We start from the raw sequence: 23,217 nt of genomic DNA, 5'->3' as shown, positions 1-23,217 counted from the left end.
TTCATGTCTTTTACCTCTGCAGAACACCCAGCGCCAGAACATTTCCTGGTCCATTTCAGTGACACTCACTTTCTGGCACCACACACCACAACATTGCATGGTGTCGCACGCTATTATGATCACCTCGCACAGCTGTTGGAGAGTGTGGCGGAATATGCCATTGCGCCTGAGGCTCTCATTTTCTCTGGCGATTTGACTGATCATGGCGAGGAGCATGCTTATGCCTCACTGCGTGCACTGGTCGAGCCTGTGGCGCAACGAATGGGCGCGCGCGTTATTTGGATTATGGGCAATCATGATGACCGGACAAACTTCCGTCATATGCTTCTCGACGAACAACCCAGCAATCCACTAGCGCCCTGCGATAGTGTGCACTGGCTTGGCGGGTTACGCATTATTGCACTCGACACTTCAGTCCCTGGTCAGCACTATGGCGAGCTTAGCGACGCGCAACTAGAGTGGTTAGCCACCGAGCTTCGTAGCACAGCACCAGAAGGCACTATTTTGGCCATGCATCACCCACCAATTCCATGTATCCAAGCACAAGCTCGGTCAGTGGAACTCCGAGGACAGCATAGGCTGAAAGAAGTGATTTACGGTAGTGATATTCGCAGTATTTTAGCTGGTCATGTCCACTATTCAACTTTTGCTACTTTTGCCGATATTCCGGTATCTGTTTCTATGGGAACCTGCTATACCCAGGATTTACTCACGCCAAAGCGTGGCACGCGTGGACGAGATGCAGGACAAGGAATGCATTTTGTTCATGTTTATCCCGACACCATTATGCATAGCGTCGTCCAGCAGCCCGGCGGAGAAACAGTAGGCAGATTCGTTCCTGGTGATGCCACGCAATAGCTGATTACACGCCGATTACGCTACTGTGGGTTTTGGTGCAGGCTGTATATCCTTGAGCAGGAAAGCGAAAACAGCCAGGACGGCAGTAACGATACTTCCTGTGTGCATAATGAACACCACATTTTCAGCGTCGAAAACATACCCGAAGAAATAAGACGCCAATGAGAAACAATAAATGAGGAAAATATATGCCGGAATGCGTATTTCACGGTTATCTTCCGTAGTGGTTATTTTCATGAAGCGATTGAAATACACATTCTGCACCCCATTACCAATGCCTAGCAATAATCCACCAAGGCATAATCCGAGCCACGACCAGGGCAAAAAGATACCGCCGATTCCTAAAGCAGTCAGTAGCGCACCTAAAGCCAAACCTGATTGGGTTCGTAGTCTAATTGAGCACAATTCAAGCGCAAGTGGTCCAAGTACCAGTCCGGTACTTATTGCGGTACCAATTGCACCAAACACCATTGTCCCCATGTCACGCATATTGAGAACATAAAGCACTACTCCCACATTCACGACTGAACCGAAAAATACAGTGCACAATGGTGTTATCAGGCGATTCCTCAGGCGTGTGTCACCAAGTAGTTCCACAAGACCGGAAAGAAAATTATGCTTCTTCTGCTGTTGTGTTTCAGTTTTATTAGCCGTCACTCCAGGAAAAATATCCGACCAGCGTATTGCACATAGTGCAGCGCTAAGGAAAGCGATAGCAGCCACCAATGCCACCACTGCGGAAAATCCCACATGAAATAGGAACCCAGTACAGGCGGGACCGGTCACAAAGCCTAGATTTCTCATTGTGGTTATCACACTATTGACCTGGTCAAAACGCTTTCCCTCGAAAGAATCCGCGATGATCACCATAATGACAGCCCACAAGAGTGCCCCCAACAATCCCATTAATCCTGAGCTGAAAATGAGCATATGCGGAGCGTCGAAAAGCGTAGCTGATAACGCCATGACACTGCCTTCACAGAGAAACACTGCGAAAATAATTGCACGACGATGTGCTATGCGAACAAGGAGTCGAGAACTTAATGGACCTGCCATGAGAGCGCCGATAGTTACTACGAGAAATAGAGTTACCGACATTCGGGCATCTATTGCAGAGATTTTTAGCAGCACAGCAGTAGCGAATATCTCATCCACCAGGCTACTCAATAAAAGAGCAACAGCCAGGACCATTGCTTTTCCCGATATTTTTACATTGCGCGCAATCATGAATTTTTATTATCCGCTACAGTCACACTCGCAGCAAAGGCCGCTGCTAGAGCTTTGCCATTGCGCTGAATATCAGCGTCATATTTTTCTTGTTCCTCGCGATACCAGGTTTCATCACCTCCGGAAAGCGATGCCCAATAACCAGCAGTACGTGGTGAAGCCTCAGGGTGGAATTGCACTGCAGTGATAGAACCGAGTCGGAAACTTTGCAGCGGACAAGCAGCACTAGATGCTAAGAGCGTGGCACCTGCAGGCAACACAGTTACCGCATCGTGGTGCGAGAGTGGCAGGTGGGCTTTAGCGTCGAGGGCACCCAAAATAGGATCTGCCTGACCAGCTGAGGTCAAAACAATTTCGCGCACGCCCTCTTCGGCATGAGTGCGACTATTCACCACCACTTCACCACCAAAGCAGTCAGCAATGATTTGGTGCCCTAAACAAATGCCCATGACCGGGACATTCTGAGCCAAAGCCTGGCGCAGCAGGCGATGAAGATCAGGCAACCACGGGGACTGCTGAGCGTCGAGAGCATCCATAGTGCCACCAAGGATAAGGAGCGCCTCACCACATTCTCCTAATTGTGGAACTGGCTGTTCATAGAGCGCAATGAGTTGTATTTCCTGCCCAGCCTCCTGCAACCAAGTCTGGAATCTGTCGAGGGTGACTTTCGGATCCGGTTGCATGACTGTGATCATTTTTACTCCCAAAGCTAAAACAAGACTAAGATATCTGTCATTAAATAGTTATGATGTAAACACTATAGCAAGCACAACACTACAACACCCACCAGCACTAAAACAGCAAATGCTGGCACATACCAACAAGTACAGACAGCCGCGCAAACACCCTGCAAGAAAAGGAACCCATATGGCCGAGCTACTCACCACCATCAACGACACCATCTGGTCAACCCCACTCGTTATGCTCTTCCTTGCCGCCGGGATATTCTTCACCCTAAGAACCGGACTCATACAGGTACTCGGCTTACCCGACTTCTTCCGACAAATCCGACGCGAAAAAGCATCACAAGACGGACTCTCCCCATTCCAAACACTTATGGTATCCATGGCAGCTCGCGTCGGGATTGGCAACATAGCCGGAGTCGCCACCGCCATCGCCTTCGGCGGACCAGGTGCAGTATTCTGGATGTGGGTCATGGGATTCCTTGGCGCCGCCACCTCCTTTATCGAATGCACCCTCGCACAAATCTACAAAGAACGCGACCCCGAAACAGGGCAATACCGAGGCGGACCTGCCTTCTACATCGAAAAAGCCTACGCCCACACCAAAGCCGCACCCATCCTCAAGATCCTTGCCCTCGTCGTGGCAGCAATCCACGCCATAGCCACCATATTCTTCCTCCCATCCATGCAAGCCAATGGCATCGCCAATGCAGTCACCACCGTCTGGCACCTCGACGCCCGCCTGATCGGGTTAATCCTCGCACTACTACTGGCAGTGATTGTCGTCGGCGGTATACAACGCATCGCCCAATTCGCCAGTTTCATCGTCCCCTTCATGGCAAGCACCTACATCATCATCGCACTCATCATCATGCTCAGCCACGCCACACGCATACCAGAAGTATGTGAGCTCATTTTCAAGTCCGCCTTCGGCAAAGAAGAAATCTTCGCCGGCATCACAGGCTCCGCCTTTGCCTGGGGAATCCGACGCGGCGTATATTCCAACGAAGCCGGACAAGGAAACGGCGCCATGTTCGCAGGCTCCGCCGAAGTCAGCCACCCCGTCAAACAAGGCTTTGTCCAAGCCGTATCAGTTTACGTCGACACGCTACTCGTATGCTCCGCCACAGCCTTCATCATCATCTCCACCGATATGTTCAACGTATACAGCTCCACCGACGCATCCGGCAACACCCCACTGCTCTACCACGGCGCACTCGGCGACAACACCCCCGCAGGACCAAACTACGTCCAAGCCGGGCTCGACACCTTCATCGCCGGCACAGGACCTGCATTCGTCGCCATCGCCATCTGTTTCTTCGGATTCACCAGTGCCGTTGCCTGCTACTACCTTGCCGAAACAAACCTGTCATTCTTGCTGCGAAGTGGGGTTAAGCGGCGAGGTTATGGCACTCAGCTTCCTCGGGTCGCTGCCCCGTTCTCCCAACGCATATCGTTCTCCCGACGCATAGCCCAAGGCACGATTATCGCCGCCATGTTCATCGGAGCCACCAGCACACCCGGCGCCGCCTGGCTACTAGGCGACATCGGCATGGGCAGTCTCGCCTGGTTCAACCTCATCATCATTGTTGCACTACACAGGGTAGTTATCACCGCCCTCAAAGACTATCGACTCCAACGCGCCCAAGGACTCGACCCACAATTCCACCCCAAGAAACTAGGGATCAAGAACGCAGAGTTTTGGGTGGGGTGGAGGGGTTATAAGAGGCGGTTTTGAGCGCGCAGCAGTTCAGCTTGTAACTCCTCATCAACCGCGTATATGTACAACCCATGTACGCCACGTGTCAGAAGAACGTTGAGCTGGTTTTGCAGCAGTTCATCGTGCAGCTCTACCTTTGAACCATCAGAAATAGTACGTTTCTTCGTAACGTTTTGGTTATGGCTCGCGTCCCTGTCAAAAACTACTTTTCCATCTCGAAATTTCACGGAGGGTCCAATGATGACGCCTGCGTAGTTCAGGTCAAATCCCTGAATAGTGAAGATTGATCCCACTTCATTGATGGTTTTCTTCTTTTCTGCCCAGGAACGACCTCTATTTTCAACTTTCTCTTTATATGAAAACTCAACTTGGTAGTTCCATGGCATAGCCCAGTCTCCGATAACAACGTCCCAGGTTTTCGAACCTGAACCATCGTCTTCTTTTTTCTTATTTGCGTTATATGGCCAATCGTAGGTTGCTAAAAGCCGAGAAATACCATTTTCCACTTCAGAGTTATCGGTAGCCTTTAAACGAATCGCCTCGTGCAAGTCGTTTGGACTTGAGAAAATCTTAATTTGATATTTGTCATCAGATGGAATATTCCCGATAACACCGCGACGACCGAAATCCTCTATCCATTGGCAAGCCGGACCGTCAGAGTCAATGCGCATCTGCCCCTTAAGTGTAATAGTCTCATGCTTATCAAGCCAAGCTTTATTCTGTTCATCCCAATACTGGTTACCAGCTAATGCTTGCGCTGGATCAAAAATCGCAACGACGATACGGGCGCGTTGCATAATATCCTTCAGTTGGTTTTCGCCACGGTAGGATTGTTTTCCTTGAGTCCAAAGGAGATGCGCTTCATCGATCAATACGACATCGACGGGTTCATCATGTGGATCATGCTCATTAATGAATTTTGTTGGTTTCATTACGCGTGGGTTCTTAGCATCTTCTATTAAGAGCCTACGAGCAATGGTCTGATAAACCTGCAATTGTTCATCATGGTTAACCAACAAGTATGAATTTAGATTCTGATAGTCAAACACATCAGTTTCCCTATCAGAGCCCCCTTGAAAAAGATCGTAAAAGAGACTACTCAAGAGGACAGTTTTTCCTGTTCCTGCAGCTCCTTGCACCAGAATAAGTTGTTGAGCATCTTTATTCATACCATCAGATCGAATGATATCATATATTTTTCTTTAGCTTCGATCTGCTCATCAGTTAGTTTATGAAAAGGTGATGCTTTAAAAGTGCAGATTCTCGAATAATTGCTTCATCAGGAAACAGCCTTTTGTTATGTTCGCGCAGCTTTCCCCAAATTTGAGAAAAGACCGTATCAAACTCCTACTGTGTAAAGTAAAGCTTCTGGGGGTTTCCTCTGCCATTTTGAACTATAGAAAAATTATCCTTACCAACACTCGATAGGTAGTGTATTAATTTATTTTCAATATCCAGAGTTAAAGATTTATTGAATAGATCGTGTGCGATCACCAACATCAAAGTTTCTCCGTCTTGAAACCCAATCCAGATTTGATGCCGACGAAGAATAGAGCTTCACCGATATCTTTACCATTACTCTGTTGTGGCAGACGAGAGTCATCTTTGATATGTTGCTTTGTCCTATCGTAGATACTGTTCGTTTCCCCAATGTACACCTTATACATTGGCTTCTCTTCTGTTCCTAAATTTCGATAGATTATATAGACGGTGGGGTAATCTGAAAATAATTTCGATTTCAGTAAGGTACCATCCTTAAGAGATTGCAGACCCTCAACAGTGTATGGAACTTCCTCAAGATAAGCTTTATATTTCCCAACGATTTTCATGAGAAATCACCTCAAAACTATTCTGCTAATGTATAGAAATCAATATATCAACACTCCTAGCTTTTTCTCAGTAAAGAATTTACCCTCAATCCAAATAGATATCTTTAATGTGATAGATTTTCCCAGATGAAGGCTATATACTTAAAGAGTTTTCCCAGCAGGATGGTTAAAACACGATTATACAAATCAAAAGTTGCACAAGGAAAATATCTCTACTAAAATGTGTAGGTGAGAATAGATCCTCAGTAAGGATCGCCTCGATAGCGATCATTGGAATGCTCCATCGCAACTTGCGATTTATATAACATAGTTTTCGACCATCCAATGGGTGGTCGATTTTATTTTGGAGTCACTATGTTATCTACACTTCCTTCCCCATCCCACAAACGCTACCGCGTTGGAATCGACGTCGGTCTACACTCCATTGGATTCGCAGCAATCGAAATTGACGAGCATGATATGCCCATCAGCATCCTCAATGCCATGTCTCTGATTCATGACGCAGGCTTGGATCCTGATTCTCAGAAAACAGCTCAAACACGTCGAATGGTATCTGGTGTTGCACGCCGAACGAGAAGACTTTACCGACAACGTAAACGCCGCCTCAAAGAACTTGACGAATTTTTACTTCAGAATGGCTACCCAGTGCCAGATCTGGATTCATCGCCAGAAAAAATTGGTTGGAAAGCACGTGCAGCACTTGCAGAAGCAAAAATTACCGACACAGATGAACTAAAGCTTGCTTTATCCCACGCGGCACGCCACATTGCAAGGCACCGTGGTTGGCGAAACCCATACACCAGCGTGAAAAGCATGATGAGCGAAACCAGCTCCCATTCCGATGGATATGCCGCCATTGAAAAGAAATTCAGAGAAATTGTTGGTCTAAAGGAAAACCAAGAAACTCCAGAAACATTGGCTCTTATGGTGATGGGATTGCCACAAGGAACAATTAAGCTTCGCGGTGAAGACGGTTTATTTTCTGAACGCCTGCAGCAGAAAGATTTTGTTCAGGAACTACTACTTATCGGCCGTACCCAGGAACTTGAGAAGACTTTCCTCAATGATCTGATCGAGAAAGTTTTTTACGCCAAAAGCCCCAAGGGATCCGCAGAAGGACGTGTTGGCAAGGACGAACTGGATCCATCTCAATACAAAGCCTGGCGTGCTACCCGAGCATTCCAGGAATATCGCATTATCTCCTTACTAGCGAATATCCGTATCCAAGAACGTAATGGCACATCTCTAGGAGAAAAACGTCCTCTGAGTGTGGCAGAACGCCAAAAAGCCTTTCATTTTCTTAACACCTGGACAAAGCAAAACTTTCCCACCTGGGCTGACGTATCAGAATTACTGGGAATTGATCGTGGCGATCTCCGTGGAACAGCATCATCGAACGACGACGGTGAACGTGTTACTTCTGCTCCACCGATCAATAATGTTGAACAAACAATGAGCAATACTTCCATTAAAGAATTTAAAACTTTCTGGAAGTCAGCTAATAATGCTTCTAAGGATGCACTCATCCGTGAACTCTCTAATGTAGAGGCTCCGTCAGAAGATAGTCCGGAAGCAATCGCAGCTTCCTCGCTAATTCGTTCCATGCCACCGGAATCTTTAGAAAAGTTGGAAAGTTTACATCTTCCAGATGGACGTTCCGCTTATTCAGAAAAGACCTTGCAGAGGCTTAGTACTTATATGCTTAATAATGTCGCTGATCTTCATGCAGCGCGTAGGGCAGAATTTGGTGTGGATGATGACTGGGCGCCCGCTGCCGCCCCCATTGGGCAGCCAACCGGTAACCCTGCAGTTGACCGTGTGCTCAAGGCAACAAACCGTTGGCTGATGATGGCTGAACATCGTTGGGGTACCCCTGTATCCATCAATGTGGAAAGTATGCGCGATGGGTTCAAGAGTGAGAAATCCGCTCGAGAGATATCCCGTGGTCAAGAAAATAGGGCAAAGAGGAACAAAGATGTCATCCAATCCATGATGACTACTCTGAATATAGAAGGACGCCCTGATCGTCATACTGTCATGAAATATCAGGCCATCCAGCGTCAAAATGGGCAATGTGCTTATTGTGGTTCCACAATTACCATGCAAAACGCAGAATTAGATCATATTGTTCCACGGGCAGGTGTCGGTTCCACCAACTCGCGTATCAACCTCCTTGCAGCGTGTGCTAACTGTAACCGTTCTAAAGGGAAACTGCCTTTTGCCGTGTGGGCAAAGAAAACTGACAAAACCGGTGTGAGCGTAGAAAGTGCCATTGATCGGGTGAAGCAGTGGCCTACGGACGCTGGTCTCAATACTCGCGAAATGAATGATTTTAAGCAACAGGTTATCTTCCGTTTGAAGCGTGTCTCTGAGGATGAGGAGATTGACGCACGGAGTAAAGAATCTGTTTCTTGGATGGCCAACGAACTGCGTCACCGTGTATCTCATCATTTCGGATCAGAAGTGACTGTACGAGTATTTCGTGGTTCTGTTACCGCTGCAGCGCGTAGGGCTTCCGGCGTTGAGGATAAAATTCGTCTTATCGGTGGACGTTCTGGGAAAAATCGATTGGATCGACGTCACCATGCCATTGATGCTGCTGTTATTGCCCTTATGCAGGCGACGGTTGCGCAAATTTTAACGGAGCGAGATAGTCTGAGGTCGGAGCAAAAGCTCACGAAACGCCCAGACACTACTTATGGTGATTGGCGAGAATATACCGGTAAAACCATCGCGGATAAAACCGTGTTCAAAACCTGGTTGAAGCGTATGAACGTACTAGTGCCTCAACTCCAAATAGCTCTTGATGAAGACCGTATTCCTGTTTCGGAAAACTTGCGTTTACGTTTAGGTAATGGGCAGGCCCACAAGGAAACTATCCAACCTCTGAATACTGTTACCCTGGGTTCAGCTATCTCGATGGATCAAATTGACCGTGCTTTCTCTCCTGCATTATGGACTGCATTAACGCGTTGCCCTGATTTTGATTGGAAAGAAGGACTTCCTGAGAATCTCGAACGTCAGATCCAAGTAAATGGCACACACTATAGCGCTCAAGATGAGATCAAACTCTTCAGTAAAAAAGCAGGGGCACTCGCTCTTAATGGTGGTTTTGTTGAGCTAGGTTCTTCTTTCCATCATGCACGTCTGTACCGCATCACAGGAGGCAAGAAAGATGTCTACGCCATGCTGCGTGTGTATACCGTTGATCTGGCACGTTATAAAAACCAGGATCTTTTCCAGGTAGAGCTCCCTCCTCAAACAATTTCTGTAAGACAAGCAGAACCGAAACTGCGTAAAGCACTTCGTGAGGGTAAAGCAGAATACCTAACATGGTTTGTTGTTGACGATGAACTTATGCTCGATACAGCTAAGATTGCTACGGAAAAGGTAATCACGCTCTTGGATAAATTTGGCGATATACGCCGATGGCGTATTCGAGGTTTTGAATCAGCTACTCAACTATGCCTTAGACCTGCACAGCTCTCCGCAGAGGGACTTTCTAAAGATGCACTTCCAGATTTGAAAGAAATTATTGGATCCCCTGACGGGGGAAAAACACATGGTTGGAGATCTGCAATTAATAAAATATTTGGCGAAGCTGATCCAGTGATTATCCGTAGAGATGTTCACGGTAGGGTTCGTGTGTCTTCTTCTAGAGGTCTTCCAGTTACTTACCGTATGAAGTAGTCATACTTACCCCATGGAGTAGTTATGTCTTGGCGTGTGATCGATGCATCACAGTTGAAAGGAAAGCTGAGTTATAGACGGGGACAGCTTATGGTGTGCCCAGATGAGCGCGAACCTACTGCTATTCCTCTAGCTGAAATTCAGATGGTTCTTGGTGGTATCCATTGTTCAGTCAGTGGTGGGCTGATGCTAAAACTGGGTGAACTGGGTATTCCACTCATGTTTCTAGATTGGAGGCATATTCCTCAGTCTGGTGCTTTTGGCTGGTCATCGCATACACGAGTTGGCGCCAGACAAATTGCTCAGGCAGGTCTTTCGTTACCTAAGAAGAAGAGTGCGTGGTCTGCTCTTATCCGAGCAAAGGTGCAAAACCAGGCTCTTGCGCTGCGGGCAACTGGTTCCATAAAAGAAGCAGATTTTCTTGATGTTTTAGCTAAAAAAGTTCGTTCTGGTGATCCTGACAATATTGAGGGGCAGGCTGCGAGATTCTATTGGAGACATTTGGAATTATCTGCTGGTTTTATACGGGAGCAGCTTTCTAGTGATCCATATAATTCAGCCCTTAATTACGGGTACACTATTCTACGTGGTGTTGGGATACGGGCAGTATATAGTGCAGGATTATGGCCAGCTTTAGGTGTGTTTCATCATGGCCGTTCAAATGCTTTCAACTTGGTGGATGATCTTATCGAACCATTCAGACCTGTCGTAGATCTGGTGGTGAAGAATTTAGATCTGGGAGAAGACTTTTCAGGTTCTGATATTAAACGCACAGTGGCGCATAGTATTAAGCAGCAATTTTCTGATGATGGTTCGGCCGTTGATACTTGTCTGAATGATCTTTCACGTAATTTTGGTCTTTATGTGGAAGGTGATGTTTCTAGTCTTTCTGTACCTAAGTGGATTGGGCGTGTCACTCATGGGTAGGCCAAGGCGGGAGGATGGTATGTGGTGTTTGGTGATGTTTGATCTTCCTGTGAAGACAGCAGTTGAACGCAGAGAGGCTACTAGGTTCCGTAATAGTTTGTTGGATGATGGGTTCAGTATGGTTCAGTACAGTGTGTATGTTCAGTACCTCCCTTTAGGGGTGAACCTCTCTAAAATTGCGCGTAATCTCAAGAGTCGCCTTCCGGTACATGGCGAGGTACGGATTGTTCCGCTCACTGATAAACAGTGGAGTGAGGCTTTTCGTTTTTCTAACGGGACTGTCGAAAAATCAGAAGAAACCCCAGAACAACTGCAGATTTTTTAGCTTACAGAAAGAAGAAAATACCTCCTAGAGAGGCATTTTCAGCCCTCTAGGAAGTATATCAGCTGGAATGAGAATAGATCCCCAGCTTACTTCCCCGTTCCCTCATCTACCTCAGAAGTATATCAGCTGGAATGAGAATAGATCCCCAGCGAAGTTAAATGGGACGGACACGAGGGCAGAAGTATATCAGCTGGAATGAGAATAGATCCCCAGCACCTTCTACCGTGTAGGAAACTTGGTGAGAAGTATATCAGCTGGAATGAGAATAGATCCCCAGCGGGAAGATGAAATACCTGAGCTCCAAGAGAAGTATATCAGCTGGAATGAGAATAGATCCCCAGCGCTGGCAGAATCAATAATCGCGCGTTTGAGAAGTATATCAGCTGGAATGAGAATAGATCCCCAGCTCATTCCAAGTAATGCTGCTTTTCAGTAGAAGTATATCAGCTGGAATGAGAATAGATCCCCAGCATGGGCTGTAGATGGAATTGATAATTTTGAAGTATATCAGCTGGAATGAGAATAGATCCCCAGCCGCTCAAAGGTTGCAAAATCAATCTTGCGAAGTATATCAGCTGGAATGAGAATAGATCCCCAGCTCATCGAACTCTTCGTTGTCATCGTCGTGAAGTATATCAGCTGGAATGAGAATAGATCCCCAGCTGGATGCTGAAAACGGTGCAGAAGAAGGGAAGTATATCAGCTGGAATGAGAATAGATCCCCAGCGTTGCCCCAATCATCGTAATTGCTTTGAGAAGTATATCAGCTGGAATGAGAATAGATCCCCAGCAAGCATCCCGACGGCATTTCCCGCCTCGGAAGTATATCAGCTGGAATGAGAATAGATCCCCAGCCAGTCGATGGCGGGGGAACGCATGGTAAGAAGTATATCAGCTGGAATGAGAATAGATCCCCAGCTATGGTGTTGTCTAGCACATTGAACAAAGAAGTATATCAGCTGGAATGAGAATAGATCCCCAGCAGAAAGTCAAGAGCGAGAATGATTAAGAGAAGTATATCAGCTGGAATGAGAATAGATCCCCAGCACCTCAACAAGATTTCGAGCTATCTCGTGAAGTATATCAGCTGGAATGAGAATAGATCCCCAGCTGAGGCGAGGTGCCTAGTCACGATGGTGGAAGTATATCAGCTGGAATGGGAATAGACCTCCAGCCGTTTTTATGATCATGCTAAACAGAAATGAAATGCATCAACTAACAAAAAGGCTATAGTACAATACTCAACAGAGCATTCTTAAAAACTTCTCTCACAAGAAACCAGTGAACTCATGTGACGTAAGCACTACCTCACAGTTAACCTCATACTGTATGATTGTTAATACATATACAAAAAATCAATCCTATCCTGGCTACAACTCTAGTGAGATTGTGGAGATGTTCTACATGATCGCAACACTGGCACTTCAAGTAGTTCAGATTGCACTTCACTTTCTGAGCAAGCGGAAGTAGTCAGAAACCCAGCCCTGAATAGACCAATTACTCAGGGCTGGGTTCCCTCCCAGAATTCTAGCACCATCACAGAAAGGAATCACCATGCGATACCTATCCATCATTGCAGGATTGTCCACCGTCATCTACGGGATAGTCAAAGGCATTAACCCATCTTTAACCGCCACGCTTGCACTGGCAGTTGGCATTAACGCAGGTATAGTGCTTCAGAGTGAGGCGGCGAAATGAATCCGCAAATAATCGATACCGATACCGGAAAATTGTTGTGGGTTACGTCGCAATGCGCAGAACACTGCGGTTGCTCCAATGGCACCTTTAGCTCATACGTGTCACGCAGTATAGCCCCTGAGCCTGTGGGGCATTTTAACCGTGAGCGACTGTGGGACGCAGAGGCAGTCAAAGAATGGCACGCCTCCCGTCCTGGACGTGGGGTAAGGCGCAGTCAGGGTTAGGCTGCCACGTCGAGCAATATGAGTATCTGATCAAATACAAAACGTGAAAACCATCTTGAATATCTACAAGTATATTGAAGAAAAGCGCAGATGATAGCAGGTAATCTCCCTAAATACGCCAATTATTCGGGGAGATTACACCCCCACATTCTATAGGAGAATACGATGAAAATCTTTACCTATGCAGCAGAAATAATCTGCATACTGGCAATCATTGCTCTACACCTCAGTCCTTGGTTGGTAGTTCTTATTACTATCCCCCTCTGTTTTGGTCTGGGATACGACACACGAAAGCGAGTAGAGCGCCATGTTAGCAGTAACTGACGTGACACCGGGAGATATTCTTTAACTCCCTTCAGTGTGCAGAGTATGTGGGGGTTACGCGAAAATCGTGGATAACCTACCATCACAGGGGCGTACCCCTGAGTCTGCTAGTCATTTTACGCCAACATTTGTAGCGTGTGGAAGAAATAAAAACTGGCTCACCCAGCGCCCCGGTCGTGGTAGGTGGGGATACTCAGCCCCAAAGTATGTGAAGTGTCGAGAATCACTTCACGTAGCAGAATGCTGTTGAGCGAAACGTCGCTCTGCAATCCGCTACCCAAACTGATACTAGACGACATTTAGCTAGTGATATTTTATCATCGCGAACATGAGCAAGAAAACCTTAAACCCTGGTCATGTGTGTGGTCGCTCTTATGTTCTGCCCGATTCTTTAGAGGATATGGACGGGCCAACGAACGGCGTCGTTAAGCTGCCTAACTATTTGGATTGGCATACCGATGATGGTTTTGATCTAGATGAAGAAGAAATGATTGATACCATGTATCGCACTGTCCTAAGGGAAGCGCTTAAAGTGGAGGATCTCAGATACCTCAATCACACCTTACTGCGTAAAATATGGAGATCTATCAGGATACCCCCTGTTTTGTGAGAACTCTACGAAACCAAATTTCCAGAGCTGAGAGAACTACGCAAACAAAGCAGAGACGCTAAAATAGCGCTCTAACAGTAGTAATATGATGGTTCATGACGCTGTAGCAGGGAAAATGCTATTGCCAATTGTACGCACTGATGATTATCATCTGGCTAAGCACTCGCAAAAGGTGAAAGAAAAGCCCCCAGCTACACCAACTAGCTGGGTACACCCCTCTTAACAATACCGAAAGGAGATACTAAATGAAATTCACACTACTAGGTGCAAGCGCTGGGCTTATCATGCTGCTTGCGGGAGCAAGCGCGTTTTTCCTTCCCGCATACCTCATATTAGGTATAGCCATCGACAAAGGTCTAAAACCAGAAGGCTAAACAATCTAGCGTTTTATGCCTTCGACGTTTTGCTAAGCACCCCCCAAAAAAGAAAATCCCGAACCACCGTTTTAGGAACGATGTCTCGAGACTTCACAAAAGTGCGCCCGGAGGGATTCGAACCCCCAACCTTCTGATCCGTAGTCAGATGCTCTATCCGTTGAGCCACGGGCGCGCATTGCAGACACTGCATTGCTTGTTGCTGTGCAACGAGTTATAAAGTTACACCGATAGGCAGCAAATAGGCAAATTACCTAGTCAGCGACCTTAAAGCAGTCCCATACACAGCAAAACAAGCACCAATACGGAATCACTCCACCGGCGTACCCCGGTTAAAGTCCTTTGGATCTGGGCCAATGCGTCCCGCTATAGCCGAATCATCAGTCGCGCCAGCAGCTCCAGCACCGTTTTCCCTCGTTACCCTGTCAAGTGCAGAGATGGCCGCCATCTGGGCGTCGTCGAGCACGAAGTCTGTGACGGCGAAGTTTTCCGCTATGCGCCCTGCGTTGGAGGAGCGCGGCAGGACGATGTCGCCACGTTGAATATGCCAGCGGATTATCACCTGAGCTGCGGTTTTGCCGTGCGCCTCAGCGATACTTGCGATGTCCGCATTGTCCAGCACCTTACCCTGGCCCAGCGGTGACCATGCCTGGGTGTGAATCCCGCGCGCCTGATTCTCCGCACGCAGCGTATCCTGAGCAAAACCGGGGTGCACCTCAATCTGGTTCACCACGGGCGTTTCCCCCACGGCGATGAGTTCGTCGAGTGCCTCTGGGTAGAAGTTGCACACGCCGATGGAAGTGGTTTTGCCGGCTTCGCGCAGCTGGATCATGGATTCCCACGCCTGCACGTACTTGCCGTATCCGGGACATGGCCAGTGCAGGAGGTACAGGTCAACACGCTCCAAGCCTAGTTTCTCCAGGGATAATTCCATTGCTTCCTGAGCTTTTGCCTGGTCTGAGTTCCAGAGTTTCGTGGTCACAAAGAGATCCTCACGCGCGACGATTCCCTCAGCGATTGCCTGCGCAATGGCCTGGCCAACCTCTTGTTCATTGCCGTAGATAGCGGCGGTGTCTATGTGCCGATAACCGGTTTTGATGGCGGCGAGTGTGGCTTCATAGGCGACCTCACCTGGGAGTTGCCAGGTTCCGAAGCCGAGTTGCGGGATTGTGGTGCCGTCCAGCAGAGCGATAGTAGCGTTGCCAGCGGAGCTAGCGTTTCCGGCGTTTTCAATGTTTTCGGCGTTTTTATCGGTTGCAGTCATTCTTCCATTTGTACGCCTTTTATCCATTTTTTGCTGGACGACGCCAGGTTTCCGCAGCTCAGCGTTCCTAATAAGACGTTTCCTGTCACCCAATAAGGACAGTTTTAATACCTCATCGCTGGATTATTAGCGATTTAATAGGACATATACTTCATCAATCTTTTCATTATCTTTCAGGAATCTAATAAGCACCCCGTGCTTAGCATTAGTCAGCATGCGCACCTATTTTCACATAACCGTAGCTGATGCAGCAGCTGAGAAGATTGCCGTCGTTGGCACGGATAGTGCAGCTTTTGAGCAGACAAGCGTAGCAGATGGTCAGAACCCAGGCATAAAAATCAGCACTCTTGATTCTGTGGATAGTGCCACAGAGCAAGTACTCAATGGAACTATCGACGCAGCTGTGGTCAAAATAGAACGCGGCTACGATTTGATTGCACGCAATCATCCTGGCACACTCACCATTAACTTTGCCAACCAGAGCGTAGAGAAAATAGACCGCGACAATACACTCACCAGCCTCGGTATCTCACCACAAAACTTTGAGCAATCGCTGACGCGATCACAGGTGAATATACACACTTTCGGACAAGATGAAGAGCAATCAGAGTCAGAAATCCAATCTATTACCACCGTACTCATTGCCACAGGAGTTATGTGTTATCTCATCTTCCTCTTCGCTGGTAATATCGGCGGACGCGTAACAGAAGAAAAAGCATCTCATGTCGTAGAAATCATCTTGGCAACTATCCGCCCACAGGATCTTCTTATAGGCAAAATCATTGCTGACACGATCGTTGGCTGTGCAGCATCAGGAATTATTCTCGCCGCTAGCACTATCGCGCTACGCATAAGCGGCATCATGAGCTCCACTGTCCAAGCCATATAGCCATATACCTATTCTTATATTTGCTTTCCTAATTTCCAACTTTTATTCCCAATTTTCCCTATTTAGCCCTCACATCCCCACGTAGAAACACTTTTTGCAACTTAACCCTTACCCAAAGGCAGTCAATTCATTGGTGATACTTATTCACGTTTTCCCGTGAGACCACTACCAGTACCATAGCCCCATTAAACTACTATCGTTTCGTTGCCCGGGCAATATAAAAGCCTAAAAGGCGGATTCGACGACGGAGAATATCCGCCATCCGTGCTGTGACCTCACCCATGGGTCATGCGACGCAATTATTACTGAAGCGGGCCAAGTACTGAGCAGCTCAATCAGTTCTTCGCACAATCTCAATGAAAGGTGGTTGGTAGGCTCATCGAGCAAGAGGATATCGTGGTCTCCTTGTAAAAGAATCCCCAATTCTAGCCGCTTCCTCTGGCCCACACTAAGTTCACAAGCAGCCATATCTACGTTTTCTAGAAGCCCCAAAGAAGTAAGCCTCGGTGCCGCATCAGGGGTGGAGGAGTCGTATATCTCACGGGCAGTCCTTTTATCCTGGCAATATAGGTCTTCATGTCCCAGATAGCCAATGCTAACTTCGTTACCTTTAAGGATAGAACCCTGAGTGGGCTTTAATTTCCCAGATATGATTTCCAACAGAGTAGTTTTTCCACTGCCGTTCGGACCTGTAACTATTATTTTGTCATCCGAAGCAATGTCAAGTGTGATAGCCCTTTTCGATCGTTTATTCACTTTTACTGATCGCAATTGAGCCAATAGCGCGGAGGACGGCACTGGGGTTTTAGTTGGAGCAATAGACATCACTAGAGATTGTGGAGGCTCAGGAATAGACGATCGATTAATCTGGTTAAGACGCTCCCGAGCAGCGCGTACTCGGCGTGATATTTGTGATTGCACACGATCTCCTCGTGCACCGTACGCTTTTTTGTTGTTGTCACTCATTGCGCGATGATGGTTTATCTGATGCGCCTTCACTGCGACAGTGTGCTTAAGTCTGCGAATTTCTTCTTGCTCATTAGCGTAGCGTTCTTTCCATCGATTAATCTCATCGTCTTTCTGCTTCAAATAATCGCGGTACGCTCCCCTATAGAGATACTGAGAGGAAAAGCTCTTATCAAGATCACATATTCCAGTTGGCACCTTCTCCAAGAATTCCCGATCATGAGAAACGAAAATGACTATACCCTCCCAATTTTTAATTTCATCTTGCAAGAAGATCCGTGATTGTTCATCGAGATAATTAGACGGTTCATCGAGAAGAAGAATCTCCGGCCGAGAAACCATAGTAAGTGCCATAGCAAGTCTGCGACGCTCTCCCGCGGAAAGCTCATCGACACGCTGCCGACGCGATAGCGACTCTAAACCCAATCCATATAAATATCGTTCAATTCGTTGCGGAGCAGACCAAACATCTTGAACCTCTGCCCTTTGTAAGGCATTACTATACTTCTCAAGAGAACCCGAATCCCCTGCGACCAGCTCACGCGATGCTTGATTGAGCTCCTCTTCGATTTCATACAAAGGTGCAAGACACGCTGCAATCTCATCAGAGACCAGGGAGTCCCCTCTGAGTAAATCTTTTTCCTGAGGCACAAACGCTGGTTTAGACGAGGAATCAACCAACCCAGACGTGGGGGATATTTCCCCAGCAAGTAGCGATAACAAAGTTGACTTACCTGCACCATTTTCCCCAATCACGCCAAGTTTTGTTCCCCAGCCAAGAGTCATTGACAGTTCCTGAAATAAAGTACGTTCCCCCACCCGATAGGAGACCGATTCACAAGCCAGAGTCACACCTTTTGCCATATAGTACACTGTACCATTTGAGTAGTATCGTAAACTCGTAAACATGGAGGACACAGTCAAAAAGCAACGCGAACGAATCATAGATTCCGCATATACCCTTGCTTTAAGGGAAGGCATTAGCGCCCTTAGTGTTCGCAAGGCAGCCAAGGAGGCATCCATCGGGGCAAGTACACTTCGTTATTACTTTCCCTCACAAGATGATTTGCGTGTTGCAGTGGTGGATAGATATCTCGAAAAAAACCTATCGGATATCCATATTCTTGACTCGTCACGAAGTGCCAGCGATCGGCTAGTTGAGTGCTTGCAGCAATTTCTCCCTACTTCTTCAATGAAAGAGTCTTCCTCCCTCCCCTGGCCCAGAACAGACGGGACAACGGCACCGGATGCCGATCCAGAATTAACCAACCAAATTTTAGGAATGGCCACGGATCACACGCATAGACGTATTGCCCATTGGCTTAGTATCTTAAAAAAAGAAGCAGCGCTGGCCCCAGACCAGCCAACCACCCCCACAGTTGGCCTTCTTTGTGCTTTAGTTAACGGACTTTCTATAGATTTAAATTCCCAATTCCCATCAATCAGTCACACTGAAGCCGTGGAAATCATACGAAATGTAGTTGACAAGCTTGTTCTCATCTAGAAACCAGACTCCAAAAGCTCTGAATCCCACTAGTTTCTTCAATAGCTTCGATAATGAAGCTATAAGGTAGTCGTATTTTCGGTGAGTTAAGAGGAAAATATGCCCATAACACCATCATCACCCCTGGTTAATAGCGTCAAATAAGCTATCGAATAACCCCACCATAAACATGCTGTGTTCTACCAAAATTGACATCGAACATAACAACGAACACCCCGTTCTTCATGTCGGGGGAGGTTTTTACAATTTAAGACATGACAACCACAGACATCATTAACCAAGTCAAAGAGATAATTTCCACAGTCACACCAGAAGAACGACAACACTTGATTGAACAGCTGGAGCAGTTGTTTCACGAGCCAGAGTATGGTGAGATTCTGTCACAATGTCCACGCTGCGAGTGTGATTCCGTTGTGCGCAAAGGCACATCAAAGGGCGGGCAACGCTATTTGTGTAAAGGGTGCCAGCGCACCTTTGGACACTCCACAAACAAAGTTCTCAAAACCTCCAAACTGTCTTTAGAGACATGGAGGAAGTTCGCTGAATGTTTTATCGACGGTGTAAGTGTTCGTCGTAGTGCCGAACGCTGCGGGGTTGCTGTTGCCACTGCTTTCTTTATGCGGCACCGTGTTCTTGAGCTGGTTGAGAAAAATGCTAAAAAAGTTACGGTGAACAGGGGAAACTTAGCTTATATCGATGAAACGTTTTTCCCTATTAACTATAAGGGGGCAGCTGTGCCTGATGGTGTTAAAGCTAAAAAGCGCGGCGGGTTAAGGAAGGGGAAAAGTCAGTCAAGGTTGTTGGTTTGTGTGGTTATGGGCGTGACATCTACGGGAAGTATTTTCCATCAAATTGCTGGATACAGTAGTATTTCTAAAAATACCGCCCGCCTAGCCCTTGGTGACATTGTTACGTCTGGTTGCACTGTTATCACGGACAAAGGTTCAGGCTATGTTTCAGCGCTGAAGAAACTTGGTGCTACCACAGGGCTTATCATTCTAAAGATGACCGCGGCAAACTTGCGCCAATCAACGCACTGCACTCTAAAACCAAACGGTTTATGAGGCGTTTTAGCAGTGTCGCCTCCAAGAACCTACACCGCTATCTATCATGGATGGAATGGATCGACAACAACACAGAACGTGAAACGCTGGATATTCTACGCCAATCCACATACACAGTTCATCGTTGCTCTATGAATAGTGAGCATATCCCACCAATGGATGATCTAACACGACGAACCATTACAGGCATGATGTAGCACGTAAAACGCCATAAACAAAGCTGGTTAATGTGCAGGAATCCTTGCTGGGATAAATGGTTGTGATACGTGGTAACTACACAACGTTATAGAAGCAATCATAGGTATGCGAAAAAAGGGAATGCCTAAAGCATTGAGTATCAATACAGTGCCTGCGCCAACCCACCGTTGGGGTTTAATGCCCTCCTTTTAGCACCAATCATATTATTAGGTTTCGGCAACTCTTGGGCAGTTGCGGTAATTTTTCTCATTCAATCACTGTTCGTGCAGGTGAGGGGGTTTATTGTTAGTCTATGTCAATTTTGGTAGAACACAGCACCATAAACACCCCCCTTATGTGCTGCGGTGATGGTTAACTCAACACAGTAAAAACAAGCAGACCACGATGCCCAGTATGCACAGGGTCAATGAAGAAAAAACGCCGCCACCGCAGCAGAAAAACCTGATGATGGTACAAAACCTCACATACGCACGCTTATTATCCCGACACCATACAGACAAAGCACTCACATCGCGGCACACCAACCAAAAACACTTTTTGCCCCTTAACCCCAACTTAACCCTAAAACACAAAAAATCTCCCCCTAGCTGCAAGAACTAGGGGGAGATTTGCGGAGACGAGAGGATTTGAACCTCCGGTCCACCGTTAAGTAGACAACTCATTAGCAGTGAGCCCCATTCGGCCGCTCTGGCACGTCTCCGTGTGATCCTCAAGGAATCCTTAACAATAGTACAAGCACATATGTTATGAAACAAACTCGCATTACAGTCCGCATTATTGCACTACCACTACCTGCCGCTACCTGCCACAGCATTCGATGGCAGCACCCAGCTACTCCATACCCCCTTGTGCTACTATTACTGCTCAAACAAGCTATGCTGGAAAAATGTCTGCACAACAATCGCCTCGTGAGCACACCGCCAACCCTATGCACCAAGCCAACCCTGCACAACAAACCACACCACGCCCTTTGGCTCATTTAGATAGTATTCCCACCTACTCCCCTGGCGCACGTAGCGTCGGAAAGCTGAAATTGTCCTCTAATGAGCCGAGTTTTCCACCTCTTGAGCAAGCAGTTGTCGCCATGACTGAGGCTGTTGGCACGGTGAACCGTTATCCAGATATGGCGAGTGTGGAATTGCGTGAGGCACTTGCGCAGCATTTGGGGTTAACTGTGGCAGAGGTTGCTGTTGGTTGTGGTTCTTCGGCACTGTGTCAGGGGCTAGTGCAGATTTGTGCTGGTCCTGGTGATGAGGTCATTTTCCCTTGGCGTAGTTTTGAGGCGTACCCTATTTTCACTACGGTTACTGGTGCTACATCTGTTCCTATTGCGCTGACCAGCCAGTTACGCAATGATCTTGAAGCAATGGCTGCTGCTATCACGCAGCGCACAAAGTTGATTTTTGTCTGTAATCCAAATAATCCCACTGGCACTACCATTTCTCGGCAGGATTTCGAGCGTTTTCTCGCTGCTGTTCCCCCGCATATCATCATTGCTCTCGACGAAGCCTATATCGAGTTCATGCGTGATCCAGATAGCCCGCAATCCCTGGATTATGTTCGCGATTATCCCAATGTCATTGGGGTGCGAACTTTCTCTAAGGCTTATGGGTTGGCTGGGCTACGCGTGGGGTATGCCTTTGGCAATCCCCAGCTTATCGACGCCCTGAACAAGGTTGCCCTTCCTTTCGGTGTCAATGCGGTGGCGCAGGCGGGAGCCGTGGCAAGTTTGGCGGCTGCTCAAGAATTGCTGACTCGCACTGAGGTAGTCGTCGAGCAGCGGGAGCGTGCAGCATTGGCATTGGGTGCTGCGCCTTCTGAGAGTAATTTCATTTGGTTGCCTACCGAGTCGGCGCAGGAGTCTCAGGAGCTTGCAGCAGCCTTTGCTGAGCATGATATTTTGGTGCGTTCTTTTCCTGAGGGAGTGCGCATTACTATTACCGATGCGCAGGAGACACAACGATTGCTTGCTGCCTGGGAAAAGATTCGGCACTAACCAAACTGTGTGCTACTGGCTAGACTATGGGGTCATGAGAATAGTTAGTGTGCATGATGTCCCTCGCGATGCTCAGCTTATTGATGTGCGTGAAGTAGATGAGTTTGCTCAGGTACACGCCAGCGGCTCGGTTAATATACCTATGTCGGTGTTCCCTGAGCACCTGCACGAGCTTGATAGCAGCAAAGATATCTATGTCATTTGCAAGGCTGGTGTGCGCAGCGCACAGGTGGTTTCCTATCTGGCTGAGCAGGGTGTGTCAGCGATTAATGTGGACGGCGGAATGATGGCTTGGCTTGCCGCCCAGTTACCTACTGAGTAAACCACCAGGTGAGCTTGCCTCTATTTAATTAATGGAAAACACCCACGATTTGGCTTAACATAAGCTATATGACTAATTCTGAGCTGCCTGCTGCGCTCTTAGCATCGCCTTCTTTTCAATTGGAGCGTTTGCGACGCCGCACCCGTGACGAGGTAGAGGCTTCACTTGCGGAGCATAAAATTACTCTTCGCGGTTATTGGGTTTTGACCTGCTTATCTGGGCACCATGCTGCCAGTCAAGCATCATTGTGTGAGATTCTTGCCATTGATGCGTCAGACATGGTGCGCCTTATTGATTCCTTAGAGAAGAATAATTGGGTTAAGCGGGAACGAGATCCGAAGGATCGTCGTAGGCAAATCGTTATGTCCACGAAAAAGGGACGGAATAAACAGAAAGATCTCAGTGAATTGGTAACACAGGCTGAGGATCGTGCCTTGGATGAGTCTACGTCTAAGCAGCTGAAACATTTACGCAAATTAGCCAAGTCCATTATTGCAGCCGAAGAAGAATAAAACACCTGGTGAC

The 23,217-nt window shown here is 47.4% G+C and carries 23 protein-coding genes, 2 tRNA genes and 1 CRISPR repeat array; of the genes, 17 read left to right on the top strand and 8 right to left on the bottom strand.

Annotation, left to right across the window (positions count from 1 at the left end):
* Positions 1-3 precede the first annotated feature (3 nt).
* Complete coding sequence (locus FQV43_RS01085; protein WP_144273751.1) at positions 4-858, top strand: metallophosphoesterase; 855 nt, start codon at positions 4-6, stop codon at positions 856-858.
* A gap of 15 nt (positions 859-873) precedes the next feature.
* Here FQV43_RS01085 and FQV43_RS01080 read toward each other — a convergent pair whose 3' ends face one another.
* Positions 874-2,085, bottom strand: a complete 1,212-nt coding sequence (locus FQV43_RS01080; RefSeq protein WP_146338248.1) for an MFS transporter — start codon at positions 2,083-2,085, stop codon at positions 874-876.
* Positions 2,082-2,780, bottom strand: a complete 699-nt coding sequence (locus FQV43_RS01075) for a type 1 glutamine amidotransferase (RefSeq protein ID WP_146338246.1) — start codon at positions 2,778-2,780, stop codon at positions 2,082-2,084. Before FQV43_RS01075 ends, FQV43_RS01080 begins: the two co-directional genes overlap by 4 nt.
* Positions 2,781-2,952: 172 nt before the next feature.
* Between FQV43_RS01075 and FQV43_RS01070 the strand changes: the two genes are divergently transcribed.
* A complete protein-coding gene (locus FQV43_RS01070; protein WP_146338244.1) occupies positions 2,953-4,506 on the top strand; it encodes a sodium:alanine symporter family protein in 1,554 nt (517 codons plus the stop codon).
* Here the strand turns inward: FQV43_RS01070 and FQV43_RS10160 are convergent.
* Together FQV43_RS10160 and FQV43_RS10155 are read right to left on the bottom strand one after the other, a co-directional pair.
* Entirely contained in the window at positions 4,488-5,657 is a 1,170-nt protein-coding gene (locus tag FQV43_RS10160; protein WP_210415250.1) for a DUF2075 domain-containing protein, read from the bottom strand. The genes FQV43_RS01070 and FQV43_RS10160 overlap by 19 nt on opposite strands.
* 330 nt (positions 5,658-5,987) lie before the next feature.
* On the bottom strand, positions 5,988-6,317 hold the full coding sequence (locus FQV43_RS10155; RefSeq protein WP_210415249.1) for a hypothetical protein: 330 nt from the start codon (positions 6,315-6,317) through the stop codon (positions 5,988-5,990).
* A gap of 354 nt (positions 6,318-6,671) precedes the next feature.
* On the opposite strand from FQV43_RS10155, the gene cas9 reads away from it, so the two are divergent.
* The 8 genes from cas9 (at position 6,672) to FQV43_RS10240 (ending at position 14,489) form a co-directional block, all read left to right on the top strand.
* Positions 6,672-10,007, top strand: coding sequence for a type II CRISPR RNA-guided endonuclease Cas9 (cas9, locus tag FQV43_RS01060; protein WP_146338242.1), 3,336 nt, complete (start codon positions 6,672-6,674; stop codon positions 10,005-10,007).
* 24 nt (positions 10,008-10,031) lie between these two features.
* On the top strand, positions 10,032-10,934 hold the full coding sequence (cas1, locus tag FQV43_RS01055; protein ID WP_146338240.1) for a type II CRISPR-associated endonuclease Cas1: 903 nt from the start codon (positions 10,032-10,034) through the stop codon (positions 10,932-10,934).
* Positions 10,927-11,259, top strand: coding sequence for a CRISPR-associated endonuclease Cas2 (gene cas2, locus FQV43_RS01050; protein WP_371710902.1), 333 nt, complete (start codon positions 10,927-10,929; stop codon positions 11,257-11,259). Before cas1 ends, cas2 begins: the two co-directional genes overlap by 8 nt.
* A gap of 50 nt (positions 11,260-11,309) precedes the next feature.
* Positions 11,310-12,434: direct repeats of the CRISPR family, unit length 36 nt; unit sequence GAAGTATATCAGCTGGAATGAGAATAGATCCCCAGC.
* A 379-nt stretch (positions 12,435-12,813) separates the two neighbouring features.
* A complete protein-coding gene (locus FQV43_RS10100; RefSeq protein ID WP_168195011.1) occupies positions 12,814-12,957 on the top strand; it encodes a hypothetical protein in 144 nt (47 codons plus the stop codon).
* A complete protein-coding gene (locus FQV43_RS01045; RefSeq protein ID WP_146338238.1) occupies positions 12,954-13,181 on the top strand; it encodes a hypothetical protein in 228 nt (75 codons plus the stop codon). Before FQV43_RS10100 ends, FQV43_RS01045 begins: the two co-directional genes overlap by 4 nt.
* Positions 13,182-13,346: 165 nt before the next feature.
* A complete protein-coding gene (locus tag FQV43_RS10095; protein ID WP_168195010.1) occupies positions 13,347-13,505 on the top strand; it encodes a hypothetical protein in 159 nt (52 codons plus the stop codon).
* A 328-nt stretch (positions 13,506-13,833) separates the two neighbouring features.
* Positions 13,834-14,115, top strand: coding sequence for a hypothetical protein (locus FQV43_RS01040; RefSeq protein WP_146338236.1), 282 nt, complete (start codon positions 13,834-13,836; stop codon positions 14,113-14,115).
* A 245-nt stretch (positions 14,116-14,360) separates the two neighbouring features.
* Positions 14,361-14,489 (top strand): hypothetical protein, encoded by a 129-nt coding sequence (locus tag FQV43_RS10240; RefSeq protein ID WP_256371492.1) that lies wholly within the window; start codon positions 14,361-14,363, stop codon positions 14,487-14,489.
* Positions 14,490-14,591: 102 nt separating this feature from the next.
* On the opposite strand, the gene FQV43_RS01035 is transcribed toward FQV43_RS10240, so the two are convergent.
* Positions 14,592-14,664 (bottom strand) — tRNA-Arg (locus FQV43_RS01035).
* Between the two features lie 135 nt (positions 14,665-14,799).
* Positions 14,800-15,753, bottom strand: coding sequence for an aldo/keto reductase (locus FQV43_RS01030; RefSeq protein ID WP_146338234.1), 954 nt, complete (start codon positions 15,751-15,753; stop codon positions 14,800-14,802).
* Positions 15,754-15,910: 157 nt separating this feature from the next.
* Here FQV43_RS01030 and FQV43_RS01025 point away from each other — a divergent pair, with 157 nt between their 5' ends.
* Positions 15,911-16,642 carry an ABC transporter permease gene (locus tag FQV43_RS01025; RefSeq protein WP_371710948.1) on the top strand — a complete coding sequence of 244 codons (732 nt, stop codon included), beginning with the start codon at positions 15,911-15,913 and terminating at the stop codon, positions 16,640-16,642.
* Between the two features lie 225 nt (positions 16,643-16,867).
* On the opposite strand, the gene FQV43_RS01020 is transcribed toward FQV43_RS01025, so the two are convergent.
* Positions 16,868-18,394, bottom strand: a complete 1,527-nt coding sequence (locus FQV43_RS01020) for an ABC-F family ATP-binding cassette domain-containing protein (protein ID WP_168195009.1) — start codon at positions 18,392-18,394, stop codon at positions 16,868-16,870.
* Between the two features lie 121 nt (positions 18,395-18,515).
* Between FQV43_RS01020 and FQV43_RS01015 the strand changes: the two genes are divergently transcribed.
* The 3 genes from FQV43_RS01015 (at position 18,516) to FQV43_RS01005 (ending at position 20,373) form a co-directional block, all read left to right on the top strand.
* Complete coding sequence (locus tag FQV43_RS01015; RefSeq protein ID WP_146338228.1) at positions 18,516-19,112, top strand: TetR/AcrR family transcriptional regulator; 597 nt, start codon at positions 18,516-18,518, stop codon at positions 19,110-19,112.
* A gap of 254 nt (positions 19,113-19,366) precedes the next feature.
* On the top strand, positions 19,367-20,176 hold the full coding sequence (locus tag FQV43_RS01010) for an IS1595 family transposase (RefSeq protein WP_146338226.1): 810 nt from the start codon (positions 19,367-19,369) through the stop codon (positions 20,174-20,176).
* On the top strand, positions 20,173-20,373 hold the full coding sequence (locus FQV43_RS01005) for a hypothetical protein (RefSeq protein ID WP_146338224.1): 201 nt from the start codon (positions 20,173-20,175) through the stop codon (positions 20,371-20,373). Before FQV43_RS01010 ends, FQV43_RS01005 begins: the two co-directional genes overlap by 4 nt.
* 612 nt (positions 20,374-20,985) lie before the next feature.
* On the opposite strand, the gene FQV43_RS01000 is transcribed toward FQV43_RS01005, so the two are convergent.
* Positions 20,986-21,074, bottom strand: a tRNA-Ser gene (locus FQV43_RS01000).
* Positions 21,075-21,302: 228 nt separating this feature from the next.
* On the opposite strand from FQV43_RS01000, the gene hisC reads away from it, so the two are divergent.
* From hisC to FQV43_RS00985, 3 genes are all read left to right on the top strand, one after another.
* Positions 21,303-22,370, top strand: a complete 1,068-nt coding sequence (hisC, locus tag FQV43_RS00995) for a histidinol-phosphate transaminase (protein WP_146340320.1) — start codon at positions 21,303-21,305, stop codon at positions 22,368-22,370.
* 34 nt (positions 22,371-22,404) lie between these two features.
* Positions 22,405-22,692 carry a rhodanese-like domain-containing protein gene (locus FQV43_RS00990; RefSeq protein ID WP_146338222.1) on the top strand — a complete coding sequence of 96 codons (288 nt, stop codon included), beginning with the start codon at positions 22,405-22,407 and terminating at the stop codon, positions 22,690-22,692.
* A 68-nt stretch (positions 22,693-22,760) separates the two neighbouring features.
* Positions 22,761-23,204, top strand: a complete 444-nt coding sequence (locus FQV43_RS00985) for a MarR family winged helix-turn-helix transcriptional regulator (RefSeq protein ID WP_144273726.1) — start codon at positions 22,761-22,763, stop codon at positions 23,202-23,204.
* Positions 23,205-23,217 lie beyond the last annotated feature (13 nt).

Origin of the sequence: Corynebacterium sp. sy039 (genome assembly GCF_007904105.1) — a bacterium.
Taxonomy (GTDB): Bacteria; Actinomycetota; Actinomycetes; order Mycobacteriales; family Mycobacteriaceae; genus Corynebacterium.
Note: the sequence above shows the minus strand (reverse complement) of the source record. Positions and strands in the feature narration are given on the sequence as shown.